The sequence below is a fragment of the Paenarthrobacter nitroguajacolicus genome, assembly GCF_031455195.1.
GTDB lineage: Bacteria > Actinomycetota > Actinomycetes > Actinomycetales > Micrococcaceae > Arthrobacter > Arthrobacter nitroguajacolicus_D.
This window is the reverse complement of sequence record NZ_JAVDSH010000006.1, coordinates 85,128-111,711: the sequence shown is the minus strand read 5'-3', so window position 1 is coordinate 111,711 and position 26,584 is coordinate 85,128. Positions and strand designations below refer to the sequence as shown.

General features: G+C 63.4%; 21 protein-coding genes and 3 tRNA genes. 10 read left to right on the top strand and 14 right to left on the bottom strand.

Translation table 11 applies throughout. The features are described from left to right. Positions 1-32 precede the first annotated feature (32 nt). Genes nadB through J2Y68_RS14340 form a run of 3 tightly spaced genes read left to right on the top strand, consistent with a single transcriptional unit; the run spans position 33 to position 3,807 of the window. The gene (gene nadB / locus J2Y68_RS14350; protein ID WP_309994438.1) at positions 33-1,763 is read left to right on the top strand and encodes an L-aspartate oxidase; all 1,731 of its coding nucleotides are present in this window, start codon (positions 33-35) and stop codon (positions 1,761-1,763) included. Then, entirely contained in the window at positions 1,756-2,634 is an 879-nt protein-coding gene (nadC, locus tag J2Y68_RS14345; protein ID WP_309994437.1) for a carboxylating nicotinate-nucleotide diphosphorylase, read from the top strand. The genes nadB and nadC overlap by 8 nt, the downstream gene beginning before the upstream one ends. 15 nt (positions 2,635-2,649) lie before the next feature. Next, positions 2,650-3,807 carry a cysteine desulfurase family protein gene (locus J2Y68_RS14340; RefSeq protein ID WP_309994436.1) on the top strand — a complete coding sequence of 386 codons (1,158 nt, stop codon included), beginning with the start codon at positions 2,650-2,652 and terminating at the stop codon, positions 3,805-3,807. Between the two features lie 12 nt (positions 3,808-3,819). On the opposite strand, the gene J2Y68_RS14335 is transcribed toward J2Y68_RS14340, so the two are convergent. Next, positions 3,820-4,305: a GtrA family protein gene (locus J2Y68_RS14335; RefSeq protein WP_309994435.1), complete on the bottom strand. Its 486-nt coding sequence runs from the start codon at positions 4,303-4,305 to the stop codon at positions 3,820-3,822. Positions 4,306-4,322: 17 nt separating this feature from the next. After that, positions 4,323-5,186, bottom strand: coding sequence for a fumarylacetoacetate hydrolase family protein (locus J2Y68_RS14330; RefSeq protein ID WP_309994434.1), 864 nt, complete (start codon positions 5,184-5,186; stop codon positions 4,323-4,325). Positions 5,187-5,484: 298 nt separating this feature from the next. Here J2Y68_RS14330 and J2Y68_RS14325 point away from each other — a divergent pair, with 298 nt between their 5' ends. Next, entirely contained in the window at positions 5,485-6,681 is a 1,197-nt protein-coding gene (locus J2Y68_RS14325; RefSeq protein ID WP_309994433.1) for an SLC13 family permease, read from the top strand. Here the strand turns inward: J2Y68_RS14325 and J2Y68_RS14320 are convergent. Then, positions 6,678-7,346, bottom strand: coding sequence for a DUF1684 domain-containing protein (locus J2Y68_RS14320; protein WP_211711600.1), 669 nt, complete (start codon positions 7,344-7,346; stop codon positions 6,678-6,680). The two genes, J2Y68_RS14325 and J2Y68_RS14320, sit on opposite strands and share 4 nt — an antisense overlap. A 54-nt stretch (positions 7,347-7,400) precedes the next feature. Between J2Y68_RS14320 and J2Y68_RS14315 the strand changes: the two genes are divergently transcribed. Both J2Y68_RS14315 and J2Y68_RS14310 read left to right on the top strand, forming a co-directional pair. After that, complete coding sequence (locus J2Y68_RS14315) at positions 7,401-8,252, top strand: hypothetical protein (protein WP_309994432.1); 852 nt, start codon at positions 7,401-7,403, stop codon at positions 8,250-8,252. A 69-nt stretch (positions 8,253-8,321) separates the two neighbouring features. After that, a complete protein-coding gene (locus tag J2Y68_RS14310) occupies positions 8,322-9,128 on the top strand; it encodes a transglutaminase-like domain-containing protein (protein ID WP_309994431.1) in 807 nt (268 codons plus the stop codon). On the opposite strand, the gene J2Y68_RS14305 is transcribed toward J2Y68_RS14310, so the two are convergent. From J2Y68_RS14305 to bcp, 7 genes are all read right to left on the bottom strand, one after another. Further along, positions 9,125-9,592: a MarR family winged helix-turn-helix transcriptional regulator gene (locus J2Y68_RS14305; RefSeq protein WP_309994430.1), complete on the bottom strand. Its 468-nt coding sequence runs from the start codon at positions 9,590-9,592 to the stop codon at positions 9,125-9,127. The two genes, J2Y68_RS14310 and J2Y68_RS14305, sit on opposite strands and share 4 nt — an antisense overlap. Then, positions 9,592-10,716, bottom strand: coding sequence for an LLM class flavin-dependent oxidoreductase (locus J2Y68_RS14300; RefSeq protein ID WP_144649657.1), 1,125 nt, complete (start codon positions 10,714-10,716; stop codon positions 9,592-9,594). Before J2Y68_RS14300 ends, J2Y68_RS14305 begins: the two co-directional genes overlap by 1 nt. Before the next feature lie 139 nt (positions 10,717-10,855). Further along, complete coding sequence (locus J2Y68_RS14295; protein ID WP_309994429.1) at positions 10,856-14,062, bottom strand: efflux RND transporter permease subunit; 3,207 nt, start codon at positions 14,060-14,062, stop codon at positions 10,856-10,858. A gap of 66 nt (positions 14,063-14,128) precedes the next feature. Then, complete coding sequence (locus J2Y68_RS14290) at positions 14,129-15,634, bottom strand: malate:quinone oxidoreductase (protein WP_309994428.1); 1,506 nt, start codon at positions 15,632-15,634, stop codon at positions 14,129-14,131. Between the two features lie 79 nt (positions 15,635-15,713). After that, positions 15,714-17,375, bottom strand: coding sequence for an ABC transporter substrate-binding protein (locus J2Y68_RS14285; RefSeq protein WP_309994427.1), 1,662 nt, complete (start codon positions 17,373-17,375; stop codon positions 15,714-15,716). 200 nt (positions 17,376-17,575) lie between these two features. After that, positions 17,576-17,657: transfer RNA gene (locus J2Y68_RS14280), tRNA-Leu, on the bottom strand. Between the two features lie 54 nt (positions 17,658-17,711). After that, positions 17,712-18,185, bottom strand: coding sequence for a thioredoxin-dependent thiol peroxidase (bcp, locus tag J2Y68_RS14275; RefSeq protein ID WP_309994426.1), 474 nt, complete (start codon positions 18,183-18,185; stop codon positions 17,712-17,714). Between the two features lie 86 nt (positions 18,186-18,271). Here bcp and J2Y68_RS14270 point away from each other — a divergent pair, with 86 nt between their 5' ends. After that, positions 18,272-18,739 (top strand): MarR family winged helix-turn-helix transcriptional regulator, encoded by a 468-nt coding sequence (locus J2Y68_RS14270; RefSeq protein WP_249184153.1) that lies wholly within the window; start codon positions 18,272-18,274, stop codon positions 18,737-18,739. 104 nt (positions 18,740-18,843) lie between these two features. On the opposite strand, the gene J2Y68_RS14265 is transcribed toward J2Y68_RS14270, so the two are convergent. The 4 genes from J2Y68_RS14265 to J2Y68_RS14250 all read right to left on the bottom strand — a co-directional run bounded on the left by J2Y68_RS14265 (position 18,844) and on the right by J2Y68_RS14250 (position 21,456). Next, positions 18,844-18,919: transfer RNA gene (locus tag J2Y68_RS14265), tRNA-Lys, on the bottom strand. Between the two features lie 194 nt (positions 18,920-19,113). Beyond that, a tRNA-Lys gene (locus J2Y68_RS14260) sits at positions 19,114-19,189 on the bottom strand. Between the two features lie 122 nt (positions 19,190-19,311). Continuing rightward, a complete protein-coding gene (locus tag J2Y68_RS14255) occupies positions 19,312-20,421 on the bottom strand; it encodes a PQQ-dependent sugar dehydrogenase (RefSeq protein WP_309994425.1) in 1,110 nt (369 codons plus the stop codon). Positions 20,422-20,460: 39 nt separating this feature from the next. Continuing rightward, positions 20,461-21,456, bottom strand: coding sequence for a sunset domain-containing protein (locus J2Y68_RS14250; protein ID WP_309994424.1), 996 nt, complete (start codon positions 21,454-21,456; stop codon positions 20,461-20,463). Positions 21,457-21,633: 177 nt separating this feature from the next. On the opposite strand from J2Y68_RS14250, the gene J2Y68_RS14245 reads away from it, so the two are divergent. The 3 genes from J2Y68_RS14245 to J2Y68_RS14235 all read left to right on the top strand — a co-directional run bounded on the left by J2Y68_RS14245 (position 21,634) and on the right by J2Y68_RS14235 (position 26,584). Continuing rightward, positions 21,634-22,674, top strand: a complete 1,041-nt coding sequence (locus tag J2Y68_RS14245; RefSeq protein ID WP_309994423.1) for a LysR family transcriptional regulator — start codon at positions 21,634-21,636, stop codon at positions 22,672-22,674. Next, positions 22,671-24,392 (top strand): dihydroxy-acid dehydratase, encoded by a 1,722-nt coding sequence (gene ilvD / locus J2Y68_RS14240; RefSeq protein WP_309994422.1) that lies wholly within the window; start codon positions 22,671-22,673, stop codon positions 24,390-24,392. Before J2Y68_RS14245 ends, ilvD begins: the two co-directional genes overlap by 4 nt. Before the next feature lie 287 nt (positions 24,393-24,679). Next, entirely contained in the window at positions 24,680-26,584 is a 1,905-nt protein-coding gene (locus tag J2Y68_RS14235; protein WP_309994421.1) for an acetolactate synthase large subunit, read from the top strand.

The following is a 26,584-nucleotide window of genomic DNA, read 5'->3' as shown; positions in this document are numbered from 1 at the left end:
CAGGCATTCCCACTAGCCGAAGAGAGCCTCGCATGACCACAGAGAGCGTTGCTGGAGGGCCCCGGCCCAAGCGGCTGATCGTCGTCGGAAGCGGCATCGCCGGACTGTACTCCGCCTTGCTGGCCGCCGAAGCCGGCGCTGACGTGGTGTTGCTGACCAAGGGTGCCCTCGCGGACAGCAACACCTTCTACGCACAGGGTGGCATCTCAGCAGTCCTGGACGAGCCGGCGCCCGGGGATACGGTCGCCGCCCACATCGCTGACACCCTCAAGGCGGGCGCCGGGCACTGTAACGAAGAAGCGGTGCGGGTGCTCTGTACTGAGGCAACGCTGGACATCGCCGGGCTGGTACGGTTCGGGGTCCGCTTCGACCTGGACGACGACGGCGATCCCGCCTTGGGCCTTGAAGCTGCCCACTCCGCGCCACGTATCCTCCACGCAGGGGGCGACGCTACCGGGGCCGGGGTTGCCGCCGCACTGATCAGGACCGTCCTGGACTTTGAGGCAGCAGGCAGGATCCACGTGATCGGCCACGCCCATGTCACCTCCCTGTCCCAAGGCGCTGGCTTTCACGGCGCCGGCCGCATCGCGGGTGCCAATTACATCCAGGACGGACGCCACCACAGCATCCAGGGCGACGCCGTACTGCTCGCCACCGGAGGCGCAGGGCAGCTGTTCGCACAGACCACCAACCCAACCGTAGCTACGGCTGACGGGCTGGCGCTTGCCTGGCGCGTCGGTGCCACGGTGTCCGACCTTGAATTCTTCCAGTTCCACCCGACGTGCATGGTCCCCGCTCTCATCGGCCAAGGGCCGGCAAGCAGCCAAACCAACACCCACCCCTTGCTGATCTCTGAAGCCGTCCGCGGCGAAGGTGCCATCCTGATGGACGCCACCGGCCACCGCTTCATGCCCGACTACCACCCCGACGCCGAACTCGCCCCCAGGGACGTGGTCTCGCGCAGCATCGCCCTGCACCTGGCAAAGCTCAACGACCCCAACGGCCACGTCTTCCTCGACGCAAGGATGGTGGAAGAAGTGCGCGGCCATGGCTTCCTGGAAAAGCGATTCCCGACCCTCAGCAAACACACCCGCCAAGCCGGCGTCGACTGGACCCGGGAACCCGTGCCCGTAGCACCGGCCGCGCATTACTGGATGGGTGGAGTGGTGACCGACCTCTACGGCCGGACCTCGGTTCCAGGGCTGCTGGCCGCCGGCGAAGTTGCCTGTACCGGGGTGCAGGGTGCCAACCGGCTGGCCAGTAATTCGTTGCTTGAGGGGCTCGTTTTCGGGCGGCGGGCTGTGAGTGCTTTCATTGGGGCGGCTGACGCGGTCCCTCTGCGTACTGACTCGGCCGCGGGCGGCCTCGCTTTGACGCGTGCTGCCGGGACCCTGCCAGCCGACGACGGCACGTCACCCGGACAACCGTCGCGCCCCGCGTTTTCTCGGAGTGCGCTCCAAAAACTCATGACTGCCAAGGCCGGTGTGCTGCGGAGCGGTCGATTGCTGGCTGAAGCCGCCGAGGCTCTTGGCGAGTGGGAGAGTGGGGTGCTTCCGCTGACTGTTCCTGACTCGGTTGAGGTGCGGGAGCATGAGGACGCGAACCTGCTGTTGGCCGCGCAGTTGCTGGTGCAGGCGGCTCGGGAGCGGCGGCGTTCGCTGGGCGCGCATTACCGCAGCGACGGCGTGACCGAACCCGCCGCCGTCGAACATTTTGACCAGCCTTACACCATGAGCCGGAAAGCGAGCCTCGTCCATGACTAACCTGACCCTCCCCGCAGCCCCTGTCCGGGAGATCCTGGAACGGGCGTTTGCGGAGGACGCTCCGAGCGGCGACATCACCTCCCAGCTGCTGATTCCCGCCGGGGCCCGGGCCACAGCCGTGCTGAACGCGCGCGTACCAGGGGTTTTCAGTGGCGGCACGGTATTCCGCGACGCAATGAAGCTGGTGGACCCGGACACCGAAGTTGAGCTCCTGCTCGCCGACGGTGAAGCGTTCGACGCCGGCACGCACCTCGCGCGGGTCAACGGCAGTGCCCGTTCGGTGCTGCTGGCTGAACGCGTAGGGCTCAACCTGGTGCAGCGCATGAGTGCGATCGCCACCAAGACTGCGGAGTTCGTCCGGCTGGTTGAAGGAACGCGTGCCCGGATCACGGACACGCGGAAAACCACCCCCGGACTCCGGGTGCTTGAACGCTACGCCGTACGTTGCGGCGGGGGAGCGAACCACCGGTACAGCCTCTCCGATGCGGTCCTGGCCAAGGACAACCACCTTGCCGTCATGACCGGCGGCGACACCACCAAGCTGACTGAGCTGCTGACGGCAGCCAAAGCACAGCTGGGCCACACCACGCACTTCGAAGTCGAAGTGGACAATGCTGAGCAGATCGAACCGGTGCTGGCGGCCGGAGTGGACACGATTATGCTGGACAACTTCTCCATCGAAGAGCTCCGCGCCGGTGTCAAGCAGGTGGACGGCCGTGCCATCGTCGAAGCCAGCGGCAACGTGAACATCAACACCGTCACCGGGATCGCAGCGGCCGGCGTGGATGTCATTTCCGTCGGCGCACTGACCCATAGCGTGAGCGCTTTGGACCTTGGCCTCGACATCGAACTCACCACATCGCAGCCCTAGGACCACGTCACTCCCATGATCTTCCTCGATGCCGCAGCCACCACTCCAATCCGCCGCGAAGTCCTCGACGCCATGTGGCCGTACTTGAGCGGCGAGTTCGGCAACCCCTCCAGCCATCACAGCCTGGGCGAAGCGGCTGCCTCTGCGCTCGCGGAGGCGCGCACCGGCGTCGCGAAGGTACTGAACTGCCGTGCTGGCGAGGTGACCTTCACCTCCGGTGGAACAGAGGCGGACAACCTGGCGGTCAAGGGCATCGCACTGGCCAGGCGGGCGGCGGATCCCTCGCTGGGCCGTGTGGTCATCAGTGCAATCGAACATCCGGCCGTGGAAGAATCGGCCCGCTACCTGCAGCGCGTACACGGTTTCGACGTCGATGTCGTACCGGTCGATAACCAAGGATTGGTCACCGTGGCTGCCCTACGGGGTGTGCTGCGCCCGGAAACTGCCTTGGTGAGCATCATGTACGCCAACAACGAGATTGGAACCGTCCAGCCGGTAGCCGAACTTGCTGCCGTGGCCAGGGAGCACGGAGTGCCGTTCCATACTGACGCCGTGCAGGCCGCTGGGTGGCTTCCCGTGGACGTCAAGGCCCTGGGCGTGGATGCGATGAGCATCTCAGGACACAAGCTTGGGGCACCGAAGGGGTCCGGGGTGCTGTTCACCAGGGGGCGCCTACGGGTCGAGCCCCTGGTCCATGGCGGAGGCCAGGAGCGGGGCAGGCGTTCGGGAACCGAAAACGTTGCTGGCGCCGTGGCCCTGTCCACGGCTCTGGGCATCTCGAACGCCGAGCAACAGGAACAGGCGGCCAGGGTTTCGTTGCTGCGCGATGCGTTCATCAACCGGGTACTTCAGGCCGTGCCCGACTCCATGCTCACGGGCCACCGGAGCCTGCGGCTGCCCTCGGTCGCGTCGTTCTGCTTCCCGGGAACCAGCGGCGAATCGGTGTTGCTTGAGCTTGAGCGGCTTGGCGTGGTGTGTTCCAGTGGCTCGGCCTGCGCGGCCGGCTCCGATGCGCCATCGCCCGTTCTGGTGGCCCTCGGCATCGCCCCGGAAACTGCGCAAACTTCCGTGCGCTTCAGCTTCACGTCAGCTGTAACCGACACCGAACTGGAGCTGGCCGCCGCCGCTGTGGAAACCGCCGTCGGCCGTGTGCGCAACCTGGCCCCCCAGTAGCCCCAGCCCGGGCTACACGTGGCGGGCGCGCCGGAAAATCCAGTGCCGTAGCAGGGTGAACCGCACTGCCGTGGCCACGAAGCCGGACAATGTGGTGGTCCAGAGCTCCTCGGTTACCGTGGCTTCGGGCCGGAACAGATGCAGCAGGCCCAAGCTGCCGCCCGTGATGACCAGTGCTATGCCGATGACGATAGCGCCGCTGAGGTGGTCCTGGGCGCGTTTCTTCCTGCCCGTGATTTTGAAGGTGAGCCGCCGGTTCAACGCAGTGTTCATCAACGACGTCACGATCAAGGCAACAGCATTGGCCAGTTGGGGATCGATCCAGGGACGCAATAACGCATAAATGGCCAAGGAACTGGCTGTGCAGACGATACCGACGCCCGTAAACCGCAGCAATTGGCGCACTACCGGGTACTTCAAGACGCCGCGGTGCCGTTTTTTGGGCGGCTTGCGTAGGGGAGAGGAGCGTAGCTCGGTGGCTTCCGCGGCAATCTCCATGTGTTAAGCCTGACACACTATGCCGTGTGCTCCTCCCAGGAAGCGCCGGTGACAGGGTTGCGCAGCTCGCCGATTCCTTCTACCCGGCACACAACAGTGTCTCCGGGATGGATGCGCGCGCACTCTGCCGGGAAGCCCGTGAGCACCAGATCGCCAGGCTGGAGCGTCATGAACGAGGTCAGGTAGACCATGATCTCATCCACTTTCCAGCCGAGGTCCGCAGAACTGGCGGTCCTTAGTTCCGTGCCGTTGTGGACAATTCCGATGGAGAGGGCTGAGTCGTCGAGTTCCGTGACGATCCAGGGACCTGCTGGCGTGAAGGTGTCCTGGCTCTTGGCGCTGATCCAGAGTTCGTCGGACTTCTGGAGGTCGCGGGCAGAGACGTCATTGCCGATCGTGTAGCCCAGGATCGCGGACTTCGCCGTTGCCAGGGTCAGGCCCCGCGCCTTACGGCCCACGACGACGGTCAGCTCGGCTTCCGGGTCCACGTGGCCCACGGTCGAGCCCACCTGGATCGCGTCATCCGGGCCGATCACACTGGACGCCGCTTTATGGAATGCCTGCGGCGGCAGGTCGCGGCCTGGTTGTCCGGTGTTGTGGGCCATCCCGAGCACGTTGACCGGTATGGAGGGAGCCAGGAATCGGAAGCTGTCTTCACCGACCACGGTGCCCGGCTCCCACCCTTCCCGGTTGGAGCTGGAAGCATTCGCCCGTGATGACGGGAAGGGCGAGTCGATGACCGTCCACTGTCTGCCCTCAGCAGAGTCGAAATCGGCAGCATCGTTGGCCACGAAGAAGTGTTCGTCGAAAGCCTGGCCCGCGGAGGACTCCGAGGCAACAGGGCGGACGCGGGCGATGCGACGGGAAAGGCGTGAGGTCATGAAGACATCCTACGTCCTCCCTGAAGATCTCCTGCGTTGTGAGGCCCGTTTGACGCCCCATATCCCATCCGATCCGCGCAGAGCGGGCCTCGCAACGCATTCGGCAAGTGGCTCAGGTTCGCGGAGGTTGACTGGCCCGCAGGCGGCTGTGGGCCCTGATGAAACCCCGGAATCGGTTCATGGTTCAAGGCTAGGCTTCGGGCCGTCGCCGCAGGGGCTTCATTGCTTACGGTACGGTGACGCGTTGATTCCCGTGCCGCGGGGGAAGAACACAGAACGCTGGCTTAGAATCCGTTCCATGCGTCTGGCGATAATTGGTTTGATCCTCCTTGTGGCGGGCGGGGTCACTGTTGCCACGGGTATCCTCCCGTGGCACGAAGTAACGGTGCTGGTGGATAGGGTGGCCCCGATCCTGGCCTTCGTCGTCGCCATGACGGTGGTGACCGAGCTCGTCAGTGAAGCCGGTGCCTTTCAATGGATCGCCCGGCATTTGCGCGGGTGGGGCCGTGGCCGCGCCGTCCTGTTGTGGTTGCTGTTAGCCCTGTTCGCCACCCTGAGCACCATCTTCCTTTCATTGGATACGACGGCTGTGCTGCTCACTCCGGTGGTCGTCACGGTAGCCCGCCAGGCTGGCCTCCCTGTCCTGCCCTTCGCCCTGACTACGGTCTGGCTGGCGAACACGGCCAGCCTCTTGCTACCCATCTCCAACCTGACCAACCTCCTGGCCCAGCACAACCTGGGCGGAATCAGCCCAGCACAGTTCGCCCAGCTGATGTGGGCGCCGTCGTTGGTTGCAGTCGTGGTCCCTTTGGCTTTCATAGCGATCGTCTTCAGGCGCGATCTCCGCAGGACCTATGCCCGCGACTCCACCCGGCCAGCAGCACCGGCCCGCCCCAAGGTATCGCAGGATAAGACCCTGTTACTGGTCAGCGCGATCGTACTGGTACTCCTCCTGCCAGCCTTGGTTTCTGGTGTTGCCATCTGGATTCCCGCAACGGCAGCAGCGGCGATCCTGGTGGTGGCGTTTGTCCTCCGGCGACCCAAAGTACTGACGGTGACCCTGATTCCGTGGTCATTGCTGCTGTTTACCTGCGGGCTTTTCCTTGTGGTTGAAGCCGCCCAGTACGTCGGCGCGTCAGAGCTGCTGGGGCAGGCAGCAGGCGAAGGGAACGGGTTCATTGACCTGTTGAGGTTGGCCATGACGGGCGCCCTGGGCTCCAACGTCGTCAATAACCTGCCCGCCTACCTGCTGGCGGAGCCCCTGGCTGGGACGCCGGAACGGATGGCCGCTTTGCTGGTGGGCGTCAATGCCGGACCACTCGTAGCACCATGGGCGTCGCTGGCCACACTGCTGTGGCATGATCGCCTGGTCCGGATGAACGTACTGGTCAAATGGAAAGGGTATGCGCTGTCCGGCCTGATCGTGGCACCCCTGACGATCGTCGCAGCGGTGGCCGCCCTCGCAATGACTGGTCCTGGCGGGCTGTTTGGCTAGCCCAGATACAGTTCGCCTACTGGAATGTCCGCGGCCAGCCGGTTGGCCGGTCCCGCCAGCGGGCAAGCCCACGCTTCGTTGTAGGCGCACGACGGGTTATAAGCGAAGTTGAAGTCGAGAATAAACTCCTGCTCCCCTCCAGAGCCCCTCGTTCCGTGGAAGGATCCCTTGACCGTATCCAACAGGTACCTGCCAGCACCGTAGCTTCCGCCTGGTTTCCCGGCGGTGGCGTCACGGAAGGGAACGAATATTCCTCCGCCGTAGCTCCTCAGCCGCCATACGGCCAGGGAACCGAGCCCGGGAAGTTCGAAGGTGCCGATACGGGTGAAGGGCACCACGCCGTCCGTGCCCGTTTCGACGTTCATCTCCTGGCCGGTACCTTCAGGCGAGAGCGCAGCGTACATCCGGAAGGAGGGGTCGTAGTCGGCGGTTCGCAATCCGGAAAAGCGCGCCTTCATGTCCGCAGTGAGCGCCGATGCGGGGTGCGTGGCGAACATCAGATCCCGTTCCTGGCGCCAGAACACATGGGCGTCGAAGGGGTTGGTGGCTGCGAGTTGCCGTACCTTGTCGTACAGGGCGAAGGTCCGCAACCGCCAGTCGGCTATATCAACCGCCGACATGGTGGGCAGAGTGTCCTCATATTCGTCGTACTGATCGGGAGCCATACCCTCAGCCTAGCCCTGTGCGTGTCGCGGTATCCCCGCCGATAGGCTGGGACCATGAAGGGCATGATGATCCCGACCCGGCCGGTAACGCGGCCTGTTGCCGCGGTGGCACTGGCATGCGGTGTTCTGTTGGCCGGCACGGCCTGTTCGGCTGACAACAAAGGCCCGCAGGTCGGCCCCACCGTCACGTCGCAACCCAACAGTTCGGAATCCGGGACGGGAACGCCGGAAAGCACGACGACGGCAACGGACTCCGCGTCCGGCTCGCCGTCCGCATCGGCTGATCCGGGCGGATCGCCCAGCGCCGGGCCCAGCCCTGCGGCGACAGCGTTGTCCTGGAAGACCTATACCGACCCTGCGAAGACTGTCAGCTTCGAGCTGCCCAAAGACTGGATAGCCCAGTCCCTCACGCCGGAGGCCGGTTCCCTGCCCGGTGCTGTGAAGGTCGAAGTCAAGGATGGGGCCGGGAAGTACGTTGCCACGCTCCAAACGGGCCTGCCCACGGCGGCCCCCGCTGCTTGCCCAGCCGGCCAGTCACGGCCCTATGTGGTGATCAGCAGTGTTCCCTTGGACATACCGCATTCCGATGGACCCGATACCATCGATCCCCGGGTTGTTTTCCGCGTGATCCAGGGCTACAGGTTCTTTGGTTCCTTTGGCATTACCAACGTCGTGGCAGGAAGTGATGGACAGTCCTGCGAACTCAGGAACCGGGTCCAGGGCCCGGCCGGCAGGGGCGATTATTCCTTCGCGGACGTCCCCGCCATCCATGCCTTTGCCGCGGACGAAAAAGTGGCTCCCGCCAAAGCGTTCGACACCTTGGACCTGGCCGCCAAATACGCAGCCCACGGCTCCGACTTTGCCAATGCCCAGCGGATGCTACTGTCTCTGAAGGTCAATCCATAGCCCTGCGATTGGCTGATCCACGCAAACGGCGGCTTGGGGGCCGACTGCCGCAACCCACCCCGGAGATCAATGGAACGCAACGTAGCTGCCACGCTCGTTTTCAAGACCACAGCCAGCACGAAAGTAGCCATGGCCATAGCCGTAGCCAACAACCCGGGCTACGACTCTGTGACGGAGAGACTTTCCATCACAGCAGCCGGCAACGAGGTTCCCTACGCCGAACTCAACGACCACCATGGGGGACGCTTCCATTACCTGGAATTCGATGAGCCCACGGAAGTCACGGTGGACTATTGGGCTACTGTCCACGGCATCGGGCAGCCCGACACCTCGGATCCCATGGAACTGATCAGGTATGTCAGGCCCAGCCGGTACGCGGAGTCGGACAGGCTGCTTCCTACCTCGTACGCGGAGTTTGGTGGACTGCACGGCGCGGAACTGCTCCAGGCCGTCCGCGATTGGGTCAATGGTGAGCTCCGCTACGTCAGTGGTTCCTCGCGCGGAACCGACGGGGCAGTGGAGACCTTGCTCCACCGCAAGGGAGTCTGCAGGGACTTTGCCCACTTGGCCATCGCCCTGCTGCGATCCAAGGATGTCCCGGCGCGCCTGGCGGCCGTGTACGCACCTGGCCTGAGCCCCATGGATTTCCATGCAGTGGCTGAGGCACACATCGACGGCGCCTGGCACGTCATAGACCCTACGGGCCTGGCGCCGCGCGGATCCATGCTGCGCATCACCGCGGGACGCGACTCCTCAGACACGGCATTCCTGTCCACCGTGGGCGGCAGCCTGTCGTTGAAAACACTCAAAGTCAGTGCCTCCGTTAACGGAATGCTCCCGGAGGAGAACCCCCGGGAGCTTGTCAGCCTGCGCTAGTGGCCCGCCACCGATGCCCTGAGCTTTTCCGTCAGCCGCAACAACTCGCGTTGTTCCTCTGCCGTAAGGGCCGGAGCCACCAAGTGGGCGATGTCGCGCACGTGCTCCCGGCCGATGGCCTTTTGCAACTCGCGCCCCGAGTCGGTGAGTGAGAGCAGTACTCCACGACCGTCGTCGGGCGCTGCGGTGCGCTCCACCAAACCCCGCTTCTCCAACCGGTCAACCAAGCGGCTCAAGCTGGACTGGCTCAGCAGCACCTTGTCATTGATCTCGTTCAGGCGAAGCTGCCCTGACGGGCACCGGGACAGGGTGAACAGGACGTCGTACTCCTTGACGGGTAGCGTCTTGAAGGCCGGTCCGGACTGAAGTTTCCGCATCACCGCCACCTGCGAGCGGAACAAGGACTCCCAGGTTTCGGCGGCGAGGCGAACGGCGGAAGACGCCGCGCCTGTTGGACCGGACATCAGGCGTCCTGCCCCGCGGCCCCGGCAGCAGCGGACTCGCTGACCTTGGCCTCCAGCGCTGCGGCCACGCGGGAAGCGTGGGTGGGCGCGTCGGGAACGTGGGCGGGCTTCATGGCGGCGTATTCCTTGCGAAGGACCGGCAGTACTTCTTCGCCGAAGAGGTCCAGCTGCTCCAGGACGGTCTTCAGGGGAAGGCCGGCGTGGTCGATCAGGAACAGTTGGCGCTGATAGTCACCGAAGGCCTCGCGGAAAGTCAGGGTCTTCTCGATGACTTCCTGCGGGCTGCCCACGGTCAGTGGCGTCTGGGACGTGAAGTCCTCCAGCGAAGGTCCGTGGCCGTACACCGGGGCGTTGTCGAAGTACGGGCGGAACTCCTTGACGGCGTCCTGGGAGTTCTTCCGCATGAAGAACTGACCGCCCAGGCCGACGATTGCCTGGTCCGCCTTGCCGTGTCCGTAGTGCTCGTAGCGCTCACGGTAGAGGCCGATCAACTGCTGGTAGTGCTCCTTGGGCCAGAAGATGTTGTTGGCGAAGAAGCCGTCGCCGTAGTAGGCGGCCACTTCGGCGATCTGGGGTGTGCGGATGGAGCCGTGCCAAACGAACGGGGCGACGTCGTCGAGCGGGCGCGGCGTGGAGGTGAAGTTCTGCAAGGGCGTGCGGAACTTGCCCGACCAGTTAACGGTGTCCTCATCCCACAGCTTGCGCAGCAGGCTGTAGTTTTCGATGGCAAGTTCGATGCCGTCCTGGATGTTTTTCCCGAACCAGGGGTAAACCGGCGCGGTGTTGCCACGCCCAAGGACCAAGTCCACTCGGCCATCGGAGAGGTGCTGCAGCATCGCGAAGTCTTCGGCGATCTTGACCGGGTCATTGGTGGTGATCAGGGTGGTGGCCGTTGAGAGCGTAATGCGCTCTGTCTGCGCTGCGATGTAGGCCAGCGTGGTGGTCGGGGAGGAGGAGAAGAACGGCCGGTTGTGGTGCTCGCCCAGGGCGTACACGTCCATGCCGATTTCTTCGACCTTCTTGGCGATGGCTACGGACGCCTTGATGCGTTCGTTCTCCGTGGGCGTGCGGCCCGTTGTGGGGTCAGTGGTGATGTCACTGACGCTGAATACGCCGATCTGCATGATGTGCCTTTCTCCCTGCCCGTGGTCCCGGGCTCTGTAAACAGTGTACCTCAAACTAGATGCATTTGCATGTATCAGTGGCTGTAACAGGACAGGGCCGGGAAATGTTCCCGGCCCTGCGTGAGGGGTTGGTGCGCGGTTACTCCGCGGGATTATGGGCCGCGCGGCGGCCCTTCACCCGGGGAATCATGCCTGTGGTCCAGTCTTGGAACTCGTCGGATCCGCCCGCGCCTTCGGGTTGTGGAGTGGGTTTATCCTGCAGGTCCTTCAGCAGCTGCCGTTTCTCGCGCCGTCCCTCCACCAGCTTGTAGAGCACTGGAACCAGGACCAGTGTCAGCGCGGTAGAGGAGACCAGGCCGCCGATGACCACAATCGCCAAGGGCTGCGATATGAAGCCGCCGCCCCCGGTCAGGCCCAGCGCCATGGGAGTCAACGCAAACACGGTGGCAAGGGCAGTCATCAGGATCGGGCGCAGGCGCTGGCGGGCCCCGTGCGTGATGGCATCGGCCACGTTCATGCCGGCGCGTCCATCGTGTGGCTTGCGGTACTGGTTGATGAGGTCGATGAGCACGATCGCGTTGGTGACCACGATGCCTACCAGCATCAACATGCCGATCAGTGAGGGGAGGCCCAAGGGAACCCCGGTCAGCAGCAACAGGCCGACGGCACCGGTGGCGGCGAAGGGGACCGAAACCAGAAGAATTAACGGTTGGATCAGGGACTTGAAGGCCGCCACCATGATGACGTAGACAATCGCGATGGCAGCAAGCAACGCCAGGCCGAGTTGCCGGAAGGATTCTGCCTGCTGTGTGGTGGCCCCACCGATCGTGGCGGTAACACCCGACGGCAATTCGACAGAAGCCAGCCGTTGCTGGACGGCGCTGCTGACGCTGCCAAGGTTGGAACCCGACGGCGTCACAGTCACCTTTGCGGTCCGTTGACCGTTGCTGCTTGTGATGGACACGGGCGTGTCCACCTGTTCGACGGCGGCGACACTTTCCAGCGATACGGGACCACGCGCCGTCGGCAATTGCAGCGCGCGCACGGCGGCGATGCTGGTGAAGCGGGTTCCCTGGCCGATCTGCACCGGATAGTCGTTGGTGTCGATGCGTACCGTGCCGGCAGGTATGGGGCTGACCGTGGAAGCAAGGAAGGCGCCCACCTGCTCCTCCGTCAGCCCGGCAGCTACCACCTTGGCACGGTCCACGCGAACCTGGACCACCGCCTGGGTTGAGGCAAGGTTGGTAGCCACCTCGGTGCTTCCCGGTACTCCCGTCATCGCCTGGACCATGGCATCGCTGGCCGTCCGCAGGTCCGCTGAGTTGGCGGCCTTGATGGTGATGTCCACCGTGGACGACGTACCGAAGCCACCTTGCTGGGATCCAACAGTGACCTTGCCGGCCGCCCCCTCGAGCTTGGCGCGGACTGCGTCCTGGAGCTTGGCCTGGTTCACCTTCTCGTCAGTGACAATCGTGAACGTGGAGTTGGACGATCCTGTGGACGTCAGCGCCGCGAAGCCCGTCTGCGCATTTCCGGAGGTGACCTGCACGTCCTTGATGCCATCCATGTCCTTGAGGGCGTCCTCGATCTTCGCGGCCTCATCGCTGGTGGCCTGGAGGCTCGTTCCGGCCGGAAGGACCTGGCGCACCGTCATGCTGTTTTCGCCCGAGCGGCCCAACAGATCCGTAGCCAGCAGCGGCGAAACCGCGATGGTGGCGACGAGGACCACTGCGGCCGCGGACAACGTGAGAACGGGGTGCTTCTGTGTCTTCTCAAGGATGGGCAGGTAACCGCGTTGGAGGCGGCTTCGCTGTTCCGCCTCCCTGGCCTTTTCCGCGGACTCCCTGGCAGAGGAGCGATCCTCCACGCCTTTGCCCTTGGAAGAGAGGAACCAGTAGGCCAGGACGGGAACAATGGTCAAGGAGACCAACAGCGACGACAACAGAGCGATGGTCACCGTCAAGGCAAACGGGCGGAACAATTCGCCGGCCAGGTCCCCGACGAACGCTATGGGCAGGAACACTGCCACGGTGGTGAGCGTGGATGCGGTAATCGCCCCGGCCACTTCCCGGATGGATGTCAGGATGGCCGTCAGCTTGTCTTCCCCGTAGCTGAGGTGCCGTTTGATGTTCTCAATTACCACAATGGAATCGTCCACAACGCGGCCGATCGCAATGGTGAGCGCGCCCAACGTCAGGATGTTCAGCGAGTACCCGGTGGCGGAGATGCCGATGAAGGTGATCAACAGCGACAACGGAATCGAGACCGCCGTAACCAGGGTGGACCGCACGGACATCAGGAACACCAGGATGACGGCCACAGCGAAGCCCAAGCCAAGGAGGCCCTCGGTAGTGAGGTCCTTGATGGACTTTTCGATGAACGGAGCCTGGTCAAAGACCGGCGTGAACGTCGCGTTGTTGCCCAGCTCGTCCTGCATGGGTCCGATGGCATCCCGCACCGCATGGGAGATAGCGACAGTATCGCCCTCGGGCTTCTTGGTGACCGACAAGGCCAGCGTGGGCTTGCCGTTGGTGCGGGTGATGGACGTGGCGGCATCATCCTGGATGCTGACGTCGGCCACCGCGCCGATCGTCGCAGCATTCTTGGCACCGGCCAGCGGAAGTCCCTTGATGATATCCAAGGAATCCACCGGGCTGCCGAGCTGCAGCGACAACGTCTTGCCCTGGTCCTCGATGGTCCCCACAGGCACCAGGGTGCCGTTGTTCTTCAGCGCACTGCTGATGGACTGGACCGACGTCCCGGTGCTGGCAAGATCGGCCGGGCGGGGTTGGATAAGGATGTGCTGACGGGCGCCGCCCGTGACATCGGCGCCACGGACGCCGTCGATCTTTTGTAGCCGGGGGACACTGAGCCGCAGCAGGTCGGCATTGAGTTCGCTCAGTGGCTTGTCCGAGGAGACTGCCAGGAAGACGATCGGGAAGTCGCTGATGTTGCCGGCGATGGCCTGTGGTTCGACGTCGGCCGGCAGAGCCCGCTTGGCGTTGGAAATAGCCCGGTCGATTTGGTTCCTGGCCCTGTCCAGGTTTGAACCGTAGGTGAACACCATGGTGATCTGGGAAACGCCGTTGCGGGACGTGGAAGTGGTGGACTCAAGGCCCTCGACGCTGTTCAGGGCCGTTTCGAGCGGCTGGCTGAGCTGCTTGTCCACCACCTCTGGAGAGGCGCCCGGCATGGAGGTGACAACCGTGATCTGTGGGAACTCGATCGAGGGAATGAGTTCCTGTTTCAACGATCCCATGGTGATCACGCCGAACACCGCCGCAAAGACGGTGATCAGCGCGATCAGGGCCCGGTTTCCCAGGGACAGCTTGGCCAGGCGGAACATTGCATTGACTCCTGAGGTCTACGAAACGATTCGTCTGACGGGAACCGGCCGCAGCCCCGGGATGGCCTAGCTTTGGACGGCGTTTGCCACTTCCAGCTGCAGGGACTTGGCCGTGCTTGCTTCCAGCTCGGCAGCCAATTCGGGGTTCTCGTTGAGCTTGACGCCGTAGCCGGGCATCATGTCCTTGAGCTTGGACTGCCAGCCCTTGAAGTTCTTGGGGAACGACTTTTGCAGCAGCTCGATCATGATCGGCACGGCAGTGGAAGCTCCCGGGGATGCGCCAAGAAGAGCGCCAATCGAGCCATCGCGGGAGGCGATAACTTCGGTGCCGAACTGGAGCACGCCGCCCTTTTGCGGGTGCTTCTTGATGATCTGCACACGCTGTCCGGCAGTAATCAGCTCCCAGTTACCGCCGGAAGCCTCGGGATAGTACTCGCGGAGGGATTCGACCTTGGCTTCGTGGCGCTTGGCAACTTCCTTGATGAGGTAGGCCGTGAGGTCCATGTTGTCCTTGGCCACTGCCAGCATCGGGATGATGTTCCCCGGACGGATGGACAGCGGAAGGTCCAGGTAGCTGGAGGTCTTCAGGAAGTTTGTGGAGAAGCCTGCATACGGGCCGAACAGGAGGGAACGCTTGCCATCCACGTAGCGGGTGTCCAGGTGGGGGACGGACATGGGAGGCGCGCCAACCGATGCCTGGCCGTAGACCTTCGCGCTGTGCTGGGAGGTGATGGCGTCATCGGTGCACCGGAAGAACTGGCCGGAGACGGGGAATCCACCGTAGCCCTTGCTTTCCGGAATACCGGAGGCCTGGAGCAGGTGCAGCGCCCCGCCGCCAGCGCCAACGAAGACGAAGTTTGCGTGGATGCGTCCGTGCTCGCCCGACTTGGCGTGCTTGAGGGAGAGGTCCCAGCCACCGCCCGCTGCGCGGTTGATGTTGGTGACGTCGTGCCCATAGTTGACTTCGGCGCCGCTGCCTTGGAGGTAGCCGGTCAGCTCGCGTGTCAGGGCACCGAAGTCGACGTCGGTGCCTTCCGCCGCGCGGGTAGCGGCGACGCGCTGCTTGCGGTCACGGCCCTTGACGATCAATGGCGCCCACTTGGCGATCTGGGCCTGGTCCTCGGTGTACTCCATGCTGCGGAACAGCGTGTTCGGCCTGAGGGCCTCATAACGGGTCTTCAGGAAGTTCACGTGGTCATCGCCAATGACGAAGCTCATGTGCGGAACGGTGTTGATGAAGCCCTTGGGGGAACCAATGACGTTGCTGTCCACCAAGTGGGACCAGAACTGCCGGGACAGCTGGAACTGCTCGTTGATGTGCAGCGCCTTGGACGGGTCCACGGAACCGTCTTTGGCTGCCGGGGAGTAGTTGAGCTCACACAACGCGGCGTGTCCGGTGCCTGCGTTGTTCCACGGACCGGAACTCTCAAGCCCCGCTTCGTCGAGTCGTTCGAACATGGAGATGGTCCAGGAGGGTTCAAGTTGCTTGATGAACGCACCCAGGGTGGCACTCATGATTCCGCCGCCAATAAGGACGACGTCGGCATGTTGAGTCTTGGAAATGAAGGTCACAATCAATCTCCGTTAGCGGCGGCACTGGCTGCTACAGAATATCCCCGCGCAGTCTCAATACTGAAATTACGGCCAATCGTCAAGGCTTTAGGCGGACGTTCGTGAAAACTTCGTTCAGCACGGGGGAGGCGGGGTAGCTTTCCACCTTGTCGGACAAAGCCAATGCCGAGATGGGGAAAGCGATGGGAACAGCCGGTACTGAAGCAGCGATGTCGGCGTTGATGGCCTGGTACTGCGCGTTGCGCTCATCGCCGTCGGGCATTGCACGTGCCCGCTCGATCTTGTGGAAGACGTCCGAATCGGAGTACCCGAACTCTGCGCGGGTTTCCCCGAACAACGGACCAAGGAAGTTGTCGGCATCGGCATAGGAGCCGTTCCAGCCGAGCAGGTGCAGGGCCCGGTCCCCGGGTGACTGCACCTTCTGGAGATAGCCATCTTCCCAGTCCACGGGAACAGGCTTGATGTTGAAACCCACGGCTACCAGCTGACGGCTGATTTCCGCGTAGATCTTCTCCGGCGTAGGCATGTAGGCCCTGGTGGCGTTCAGCGGATAGTAGAACTTCAGCTCTTCGCCTTTGTAGCCTGCCTTGGACAAGAGCTCCTTGGCTTTGTCAGGGTTGTACCCCAGCGAGGGGGCATTGTTGTTGAAGCCGCTGAGCTTCGGCGGCACGAACTGTGACGCCTGCGTGGTGTTGTCGATGAAGAACTTCCGGATCAGCGATTCCTTGTCGATGGCCATCTCAATGGCCTGGCGGACCTCCGGCTTGTCCAAGGGCGCAACGGCCTGGTTGATGCCGAGGTACATCACGGAGAAGGGGTCCCGCTGAATGATCTGGACACCTTTCTTGACCAATTGATCGAAGGTTCCGGAAGTCACGAGGTCGTAGGCGTCGATTTTCCCGTCCAGCAAGGCCTGCTGGCGTGTCTCGGCGCGGTCGTAAGGGATGAAGTTGATGGTGGCTATCTGGCCGCGGTTTCCCCAGTAGTTCTTGTAGCTCGCCAGGGTGACTTGCTTGTCGTCCCAGGCGCTGAATTCATAAGGTCCGGTTCCTACCGGGTGGCTCGCGTAGGTGGAGATCGCCTCGCCGTTGCGGACCTGGTCCAGGACGTTTGCTTTTTGGGCTGCCAAAGCTGTGGGGGAGGAGATCGCGAAGGCCGGCAGCGTGAGTGCCTTCAGGAACCCAGTGAAGGGCCGCGTCAGGTTGATCTGGACGTTGCTGGCCGAAACTACCTTGCAGTCCTTGAAGATGGAGAAAACCGGGGCGTCCGAATACGCCTTGAACACACTCTGGAAGGAGATTCCCGGGGCCTGCTTCCGGAGTTCAGGGGAGAACGAGAACCAGCGGTCGAAGTTGGCGCAGACAGCGGTGGCATCCAGCGGGGTTCCGTCATGGAACGTGACCTGGGAGCGGAGCGTGAAATCGTAGCTGAGGCCGTTGTTGCTGTCTTTCCATTCCGTCGCCAGAAGCGGGGTAGTCTGCCCGGTTTCGCCGTCGACGCCCACGAGGCCTTCGAGGACCTGGCGGGTGATGCGGTAGGACTCGGAGTCCGACGTCAATGCCGGATCGAGGCCCAACGGCATGGAGGATGTCCCGAAGTTGAAAGTTGCGGTGGGCTCAGCGGCGGTGCTGCCAGGGGAAGAAGGCGCGGGACCTGTTGTTCCAGTACATGCCGCCAGCCCCAAGGCCACAACCACGGCTCCGAACTGTACGGTCAGGCGCCGCCTTTTGCTGCTTGCCACTCTTGTCCCCTCAAGCCGGTTGGAAGTGCTGTGGCCGGCTTCGGCCAGACCGCATTCCAGTCTAATTGAACGTCCTGAGTGCACTCCCCAGCGCATCTTCAGGAAGCTCCCCGGCTGCTGGAGGAAAAAGTGCCCCCGGGATGTCTCACCAAGGGGCACTGCCTGCGGCCCGAAGCCGCTGTGCTTCTTCACTGCATTTGTGCGCAAGGGGGGACTTGAACCCCCACGCCCGAAGGCACAGGAACCTAAATCCTGCGTGTCTGCCAATTTCACCACTCGCGCCGGCGGCAGCCAAGCGGCCCATGGACCGCCTTCTACCGGCCTCCAGTGTACCCGCTACTTGTCCAGCTTCAGATCGCGCCGGAGCTTGGCTACATGCCCTGTGGCCCGTACGTTGTACTGCGCCAAGGAAACCTTTCCTTCCTCGTCCACCACGATGGTGGAACGGATCAGGCCCATGTACGTCTTGCCATAGTTCTTTTTCTCGCCCCAGGCAGCGTACGCATCGGCCACCGCGTGGTCAGCGTCGGAGAGCAACGGAAACGTCAGGGCTTCTGCATCTGCGAACTTGGCCAGGTCCTTGACCGAGTCAGGGGAAATGCCAACGACCCCGTAACCGGCGGCCTGCAAGGAACCCAGCGTGTCGCGGAAATCACACGCCTCCTTGGTGCACCCGGGCGTGGAGGCCGCCGGGTAGAAATAGACGATGGTCTTTCGGCCGCGGAAGTCAGACAATCCCACGTTATTGCCGGTCTGGTCCTGAAGGGTGAAGTCCGGTGCGGTGTCGCCCGGGATAAGTCGTTCAGCCACAATATTCTCCTTGCTTATGATCGCGATTTACCAGTTTAGTGGGGGAGAAGGCACGTCCGGGCCTGTTGCGCGCATATACTGTCGGCATGCCAGATATGGAGAGATGGCCCACTACCCGATTGCTTTCAACGGCTGCGCGCCTGGTGGAAATCTCGTGGAACGAAAAATTGAAGTCCATCGGCCTTACCCACGCCGGCGTCATTGCCATGCAGGTGCTTGCCGCCAAGGGTGCCATAACCCAAGCCGCCCTGGCCGAGGTTGCAAGGGTCAAGGCCCAGACCATGGGAACTACCCTCGCGAGGCTCGAATTGCACGGGCACGTCACGCGGCACCGCAGTGACTCCGACCGCAGGAGCCATGTGGTGACACTGACGGAGGCCGGAACGGCAGCCCTCGCAGAAGCCGTGAAGCTTGAGCAGGACGTCCTGTCGCCCGTAGCCGTGGATACCGCCAGGTTGCGTGAAGAACTGAGGATCGTGGTCCGGGGGCTGGCCGGCATCCCGGCACCGGAGCAAGCGGTCCAGGATGACGGGACCGAGCTGTCCCAAGGCTGAGCGCGTCCAGCGCCCCGTATGAACAACACGCCCCGCGCGGGATAGCCTGCGCGGGAAACAGAAAGGCTCCGGATCGTAGACACGATCCGGAGCCTTTTCCTTTGTGGTGCACCCCCCGGGACTCGAACCCGGAACCCATTGATTAAGAGTCAATTGCTCTGCCAGTTGAGCTAGAGGTGCAGCTATTACTCTGGTCGATTCGAGGAATTCGCATTCCTCATTGACCTCCGCAACGACAAATAACTCTACACTACTTTTCGTGCGCTTATGACCAATGTTCTCGTGGCATGTCGAACTTTCGCGATGGCTATTCTTTCGCCACTGCTTAAATACGAAAGGCCTTGGAGATCATTGATCTCCAAGGCCTTTCTTTGTGGTGCACCCCCCGGGACTCGAACCCGGAACCCATTGATTAAGAGTCAATTGCTCTGCCAGTTGAGCTAGAGGTGCAGCTGTTGTATTCAACCGCATGGGGGCTTTGATTTCCCCGGCGATCTCCGCAACGACAAGTAACTCTACACGACTTACCCCTCAGTGTGAAATCGAGGCCCGCGACCATCTGTGGCCAGGGGTCAAGGCCCCAAAATCAGCGCAAAATCAGGGTTCTGGTTGTTGCTGACGACCCACAAACTCCCATCAGGGGCCCTGGCGACGTCCCTCAAGCGCCCGTATTGTCCTGTGAAATAAGCCACAGGCGTGCCGGCTGCCTCAGCTTCGAGTGGAACGGCCCAAAGTCGTTGGCCCCGGAGTGCCCCCGTGTAGGCGACGCCGTCCACTATCTCCAACCCGCTGGGTGAAGCTTCCGACGTTGACGGCCAAACAACCTTGGCGTCGATGAATCCTTTCCTTCCGGGGGCTCCGGTCACTGTTGGCCACCCGTAGTTGCCGCCAGGGGTAATCAAGTTCAACTCGTCGTCCACGTCGGGCCCAAACTCGCTGGCCCAGAGCCGCCCCGCGCTGTCCCATGCCAAGCCTTGGACGTTCCTGTGGCCATAGCTGTATACCGGGTTGTCATTGCCGAAAGGGTTCCCGGGCGCCGGGTGGCCCTCCTGCGTCAGGCGCAGGATCTTGCCTCCAAGGGCGCTGGGGTCCTGCGGCTGGTCACGCCGCTGCGAGTCACCAGTGCCCACGTAGAGGAGCCCGTCCGGGCCGAACCGGATGCGGCCGCCGTTATGGGTGGACGCCTTCGGTATCCCGCTGAAGACCACTTCGGTTGCGCCAAGGGCGAGGCTGCCGCCCGCATCGCCGCTGAGCTTAACCCGGGCAATCCTGTTGTCGTTGGAGGCAGTGAAGTATGCGTACAGCCAGTGGTCCGTTTCGAACGTCGGGGACAGCGCGAGCCCCAGCAGCCCGCCTTCCCCGCCAGGGACCACGCCCGGTAGCTGGCCAACGGTGGCTGCGCGGCCATCGCGAATGCTCTTCACCAAGCCCGAATCGCGTTCGGAGACCAGCGCAGTGCCGTCTGGCAGGAAGGTGACCGACCATGGCAGCTGCAACCCGACGTCGAGCTTGTGCTCGACCCGGAGGCTCTTGGGAGGCCCGTGCGACGCCGGGCTGCTGCTGCCACCGGGAGTTGCCGCCGAACCCGGCGACGACGGGCTGCCGGTGCAGGCGGTAAGGGTAAGGATGGTGGCGATGGCACACGCCAAACCAACCCGTCTGACCGCTGGGAATCGCCCCATGCCTGCCTGCTGCCGCCGGATCAAGACCTGTCGCGGCCGTTAATGCCTGCTACGCCGGGGAGGCCGGAAGCCTGCGGCTTCGGCATGCGCCGCGGATTCGAACCAGACATCCGCGGCGACGTCGTCGTACCCCGCCGTGTCTTCGTCGTGATAGGTCATGGCCGAAGCGCTGGCCTTCACCGGGTAGCCGTCCTTGGCCGAGCTGGAGGAACCCGTCCCATACGGGTGCTCGACGGCCAGGTGGCCTGAAGGAAACGTTTCTTCCGCTGCGGCACTTTCGGCGCCGGGCAGGGTAGGGGAGTGGGAGTCTGTGTACTCGTGGTGATGCACGGGTGCACCGCTCTCGTCGGTCCAGGACGATTCCCACTCGGCTTTGTCGGCTTCAGCATCGGCCCTGCTGCCGTCGGCCCTGCTGCCGTCGACCCGGCCACCGTCGACCACGGCGGGATCATCCGCCACCGCCTCGGTATCCACCTGAACGTCCGTATCCACCTGAACGTCCGTATCCACCTGAACGTCCGTATCCACCACCGGTTCGGAGTCCACTCGGGGTTCCCCTACCGTGGGCTCGTCCACAACAGGCGCGGCTATGACTGGTTCCTCCACCGTGAGGCCGGGTGTCGGGTCCTGCTGGACGTCCGATGACCCGGTGGACGGCGAATCGTCGACGACGGGGGCTGCCCCGTGAGCCTCGGGTTCCGGCGTAACGCGAGGCACGTCGGCAACCTCGGGTTCACCAGCAATCTCGGGTTCCCCGGCGAGGTCAGGTTCTTCGGCCGCGCGTTCCTCGCGCGTCGGTCCGCTGCCTTCGGCGGCCGTGGTGCCCAGGTTCGTGACGCCTGCCAAACCTGCCACGCCCGCGGCCGCGGCGGCGGTATCAGGGATGGTGCCCCGGTTTCCCGGTTCCATGGCCGCTGGGGCTGTTGTTTCCCGGGCCTGGGTCGCGGTGGAATCCGGCGCCTTGTTGCGGCTCATGAGCCACCAAATAATCGCGACGACCAAAACAATGACAATGACCCAAATTAACCAATCCATGGCGGGTGCCCTTCTGCTCACAGGGGTGCAGCTCGTGGTATTTCCGACGTTACGTGTCCTCCTTTGGGCTGTCCAGCGTTTGACCTGCTGGTTTACGCAAATTGCTCAGCCTACTTAGTGATTATGGCTTTGATATTCACTGCCTCCGAATTCGTGCTGGTCGCCTAGTCTGGCTGCATGGACTTCAAAAGGCTGCAGATTTTGCGCGAATTGGCGGACCGGCAAAGTGTTGGCGCAACAGCAGAGGCCATGAATGTCACGGCTTCGGCGGTCTCGCAGCAGTTGAAGACATTGCAAGCCGAAATCGGGGTTGTCCTTGTGGAAAAAGTCGGCAGGGGTGTGCAACTGACAGAAGCGGGGCAAGCCATGGCCGCCGCCGCTGCCGACATTGCCACTGCCATGGCCAAGGCAGAGTCCACCGTGGACAGTTACAGGAAGGGCTGGCAGGCCAGGGTGTCCGTGGCCTTCTTTCCCAGTGCGGCCGAGATGCTGTTGCCTGGCGTCCTCCACCGTGTGGCGGCGGTGGAGGGCCTGGCGTTCGATGCCCACTTTGAGGACCCGGGAACCGCCTATTTCGCCCCCTTGGTGGCTGACTACGATATCGTCCTGGCGCATAGCGTGGACGGGCCCGACGTGTTTGCCCGGAAGGGGCTCACCGTCGTGCCCCTCCTGGAAGAAGCGCTGGACGTGGCCATGCCCGCCGGACATCCCCTGGCGGCCCGGCCCCGGCTGAGTCCGGCCGATGTCATCGATTTTCCGTGGATTGGGGTACCTGAAGGGTTTCCCTTCGACACGGTCCTTCGCCAGATAGAGCTTCATGCGGGGCGGCCAGCCCAGAGGGGGCAACGCTACCCGGACCTCCGGGTATTGGAGGCGTTGGTGGGGGCCGGGCATGGAATTTGCCTGTTGCCACGGTATACGGCCAGGGCGAGCGCACGTCGGGGACTCGTGCTCCGGCCGCTCACGGACGTTAAGGCGAGCAGGAGCATCGTCGCCTTGGCGCGTCAGGAAGTTGCTGCACGGGCCACGATCAAGGGCGTCCTCGACATGCTCGAAAGCGAAGCGGCCGGTATTGCCAGGGAGCTCGACGGGTCCGGCCCAGGCGCCCGGGGGACGGGCGCGGGCTGCGGCGGAAGTCGCAACAATCGGGCGGGGGCGCTTAACCCGGCAGGGAACGGCGTGCAGCGGCACCGAGTGCACATAGACTTTGGTCCATGAGTGACACCACCCACATTGCGACAGACAACACCCCGGACATCAAGCCCCGCAGCCGGGTCGTCACCGACGGCATCCATGCGGCGCCCGCCCGTGGCATGTTCCGTGCGGTCGGCATGGGCGACGACGACTTTGCCAAACCCCAAATTGGTGTCGCCAGTTCATGGAACGAAATCACCCCCTGCAACCTCTCGTTGAACCGCTTGGCGCAGGGTGCCAAGGAAGGTGTCCACGCAGGCGGCGGGTTCCCGATGCAGTTCGGCACCATCTCCGTTTCCGACGGAATTTCGATGGGGCACGAAGGCATGCACTTCTCGCTCGTCTCCCGCGAGGTCATTGCCGACTCCGTGGAGACCGTCATGCAGGCCGAGCGCATTGACGGCTCTGTACTGTTGGCCGGCTGCGACAAGTCCCTTCCGGGAATGCTCATGGCTGCTGCGCGCCTTGACCTCGCGTCGGTCTTCCTTTACGCCGGCTCCATCATGCCGGGCTGGGTGAAGCTTGAGGACGGCTCCGAAAAGGAAGTCACCCTTATTGACGCTTTTGAAGCGGTGGGTGCCTGCGCGGCCGGCAAGATGAGCATGGAAGACCTCACCCGCATCGAAAAGGCCATTTGTCCTGGCGAGGGTGCATGCGGCGGCATGTACACGGCAAATACGATGGCCTGCATCGGGGAAGCCCTGGGCATGTCCCTTCCAGGTTCCGCAGCCCCGCCCTCGGCAGACCGCCGTCGTGATGACTTTGCCCGCAAGTCCGGCGAGGCCGTCGTCAACCTGTTGCGCCTGGGCATTACCGCCCGCGACATCATGACCAAGAAGGCCTTCGAAAACGCCATCGCCGTGACCATGGCCTTTGGTGGTTCCACCAACGCGGTGTTGCACCTCCTGGCCATCGCCCGCGAGGCCGAGGTTGAGCTGACGCTGGACGATTTCAACCGGATCGGTGACAAGATCCCGCACTTGGGCGACCTCAAGCCATTCGGCCGCTATGTCATGACCGACGTGGACAAGATCGGTGGCGTGCCGGTCATCATGAAGGCACTGCTCGACGCCGGCCTGCTGCACGGTGACTGCCTCACGGTCACGGGCAAGACGCTGGCCGAGAACCTCGCCTCGATCAACCCGCCGGACCTTGACGGCAAGATCCTCCGCGCGCTGGACAACCCGATCCACAAGACCGGTGGTATCACCATCCTCCACGGTTCCATGGCTCCGGAAGGTGCAGTCGTGAAGAGCGCCGGCTTCGATGCCGACGTCTTTGAGGGCACCGCCCGAGTGTTCGAGCGCGAGCAAGGCGCCCTGAACGCCCTGGACAACGGCGAAATCACTAAGGGCGATGTTGTGGTCATCCGCTACGAGGGCCCCAAGGGTGGTCCCGGTATGCGCGAGATGCTGGCCATCACCGGAGCCATCAAGGGCGCTGGCCTTGGCAAGGATGTCCTGCTGCTCACCGATGGCCGCTTCTCGGGCGGTACCACGGGCCTGTGCATCGGCCACGTCGCTCCGGAAGCGGTCGACGGCGGTCCCATCGCCTTCGTCAAGGACGGGGACCGGATCCGTGTCGACATCGCGGCGCGGTCCTTCGACCTTCTGGTCGACGAAGCCGAACTCGAGGCCCGGAAGGTCGGCTGGGAGCCGATGCCGGCCAAGTTCACCAAGGGCGTCCTGGCCAAGTACGCCAAGCTGGTCCACAGCGCCTCCACGGGCGCTTACTGCGGCTGATTCCTGCCGGGGACGCCGACTGTTTTGAGACAGTCGGAGTCCGGCAGGCGGACATCGCTGTCCAAATAGTGAGATACGATAGTCGTCAATTGACACGTATCTCCCTGAGAGGGAACACTGAACGCATGATCACAACCGTTACCGTCGGCGTCGTCGTCCTTACCAAGCGCGTGGCTTAGCCCGACTGGTAACGAACTGTCACGCGCAAACCCCTCGAAGAGCCGGAAGGCTGAGGGGTTTTTTTATTCCCAAGACCCACCAATGAAGATCCACTAAGGAAGAGTCCGATGAGCAAAGGATCGCCGATCAGCCCCTCGCTGATGGCTGCAAAGTCCGCTGGAGCCCACAAAGCTCCGGAAAAGGTCGACCGTACGGCTGAGGCCGTCGTCGTCGACGCTGCTGCACCTCTCTCTCCTGTACTTGGGCCGAACAACGTTGTACCCCCAACGGTGATGACCGGCTCGCAAGCAATTGTCCGTTCGCTCGAAGAACTCGGCGTGGACGATATTTTCGGTTTGCCCGGTGGCGCGATCCTGCCCACCTATGACCCCTTGATGGCCTCCAGCATGAACCACATCCTGGTCCGTCACGAACAGGGAGCCGGCCACGCCGCGCAAGGCTACGCCATGGTTACCGGACGGGTTGGCGTTTGCATCGCCACCTCAGGCCCGGGCGCCACCAACCTCGTTACCTCCATCATGGACGCCCACATGGACTCCGTGCCGATGGTGGCCATCACCGGCCAGGTCTCCAGTGGAGTCATCGGCACCGATGCCTTCCAGGAAGCCGACATCGTGGGCATCACGATGCCCATCACCAAGCACTCGTTCCTGGTCACCGACCCCAATGACATTCCCCACGTCATGGCTGAGGCGTTCCACCTCGCATCCACGGGCCGTCCTGGCCCCGTGCTGGTGGACATCGCCAAGGACGCCCAAGTTGGCCAGATGACTTTTGCCTGGCCTCCGAAGGTGGACCTGCCCGGCTACCGTCCGGTGGTCCGTGGACACAACAAGCAGGTGCGCGAAGCCGCCAAGCTGATCGCCGCAGCACGCAAGCCTGTTCTCTACGTCGGTGGCGGCGTCGTCAAGGGCCACGCTTCGGCGGAGCTCATGGAGCTGGCCCTGGCAACAGGCGCTCCGGTCGTCACTACACTCATGGCGCGCGGTGCCTTCCCGGACTCCCACCCGCAGCACGTCGGTATGCCCGGCATGCACGGATCCGTGTCCGCCGTCACCGCACTCCAGCAGGCCGATCTGCTGATCACGCTCGGCGCAAGGTTTGATGACCGCGTGACCGGAGTGCTCAAGACGTTCGCTCCCTTCGCCAAAGTCATCCACGCCGACATCGACCCCGCGGAAATCTCCAAGAACCGCACCGCCGATGTGCCGATCGTGGGCTCGGTCAAGGAAATCATCCCGGAACTCACCGAGGCCGTGAAGACGCAGTTCGAGCTAAGCGGAGCCCCGGACCTGGATTCCTGGTGGGCGTTCCTGGGTAACCTCCGGGACACGTATCCGCTGGGTTGGACCGAGCCTGAGGACGGGCTCACCGCACCGCAGCGCGTGATCAAGCGCATCGGCGAGCTCACGGGTCCCGAAGGCATCTATGTCGCCGGCGTAGGCCAGCACCAGATGTGGGCCGCGCAGTTCATCAAGTATGAGCGCCCCCACGCTTGGCTGAACTCCGGCGGCGCAGGAACCATGGGATACTCGGTTCCGGCTGCCATGGGCGCCAAAGTTGGTGAGCCGGACCGTGTGGTCTGGGCCATCGACGGCGACGGCTGCTTCCAGATGACCAATCAGGAGCTGGCCACCTGCGCCATCAACAACATCCCGATCAAGGTCGCCATCATCAACAACTCCTCGCTGGGCATGGTCCGCCAATGGCAGACACTGTTCTACGAAGGCCGCTACTCAAACACGGACCTGAACACAGGCCACGACACCGTCCGGATTCCGGACTTCGTCAAGCTGGCCGACGCTTATGGCTGCGCGGCCCTGCGCTGCGAGCGTGACGAGGACATCGACGCCACCATCCAGAAGGCCCTCGAAATCAATGACCGCCCCGTGGTGATCGATTTCGTCGTCAGCCCCAACTCGATGGTTTGGCCCATGGTGCCCTCGGGGGTCAGCAATGACCAGATCCAGGTTGCCCGCAACATGACCCCCGAATGGGAAGAGGAGGACTAG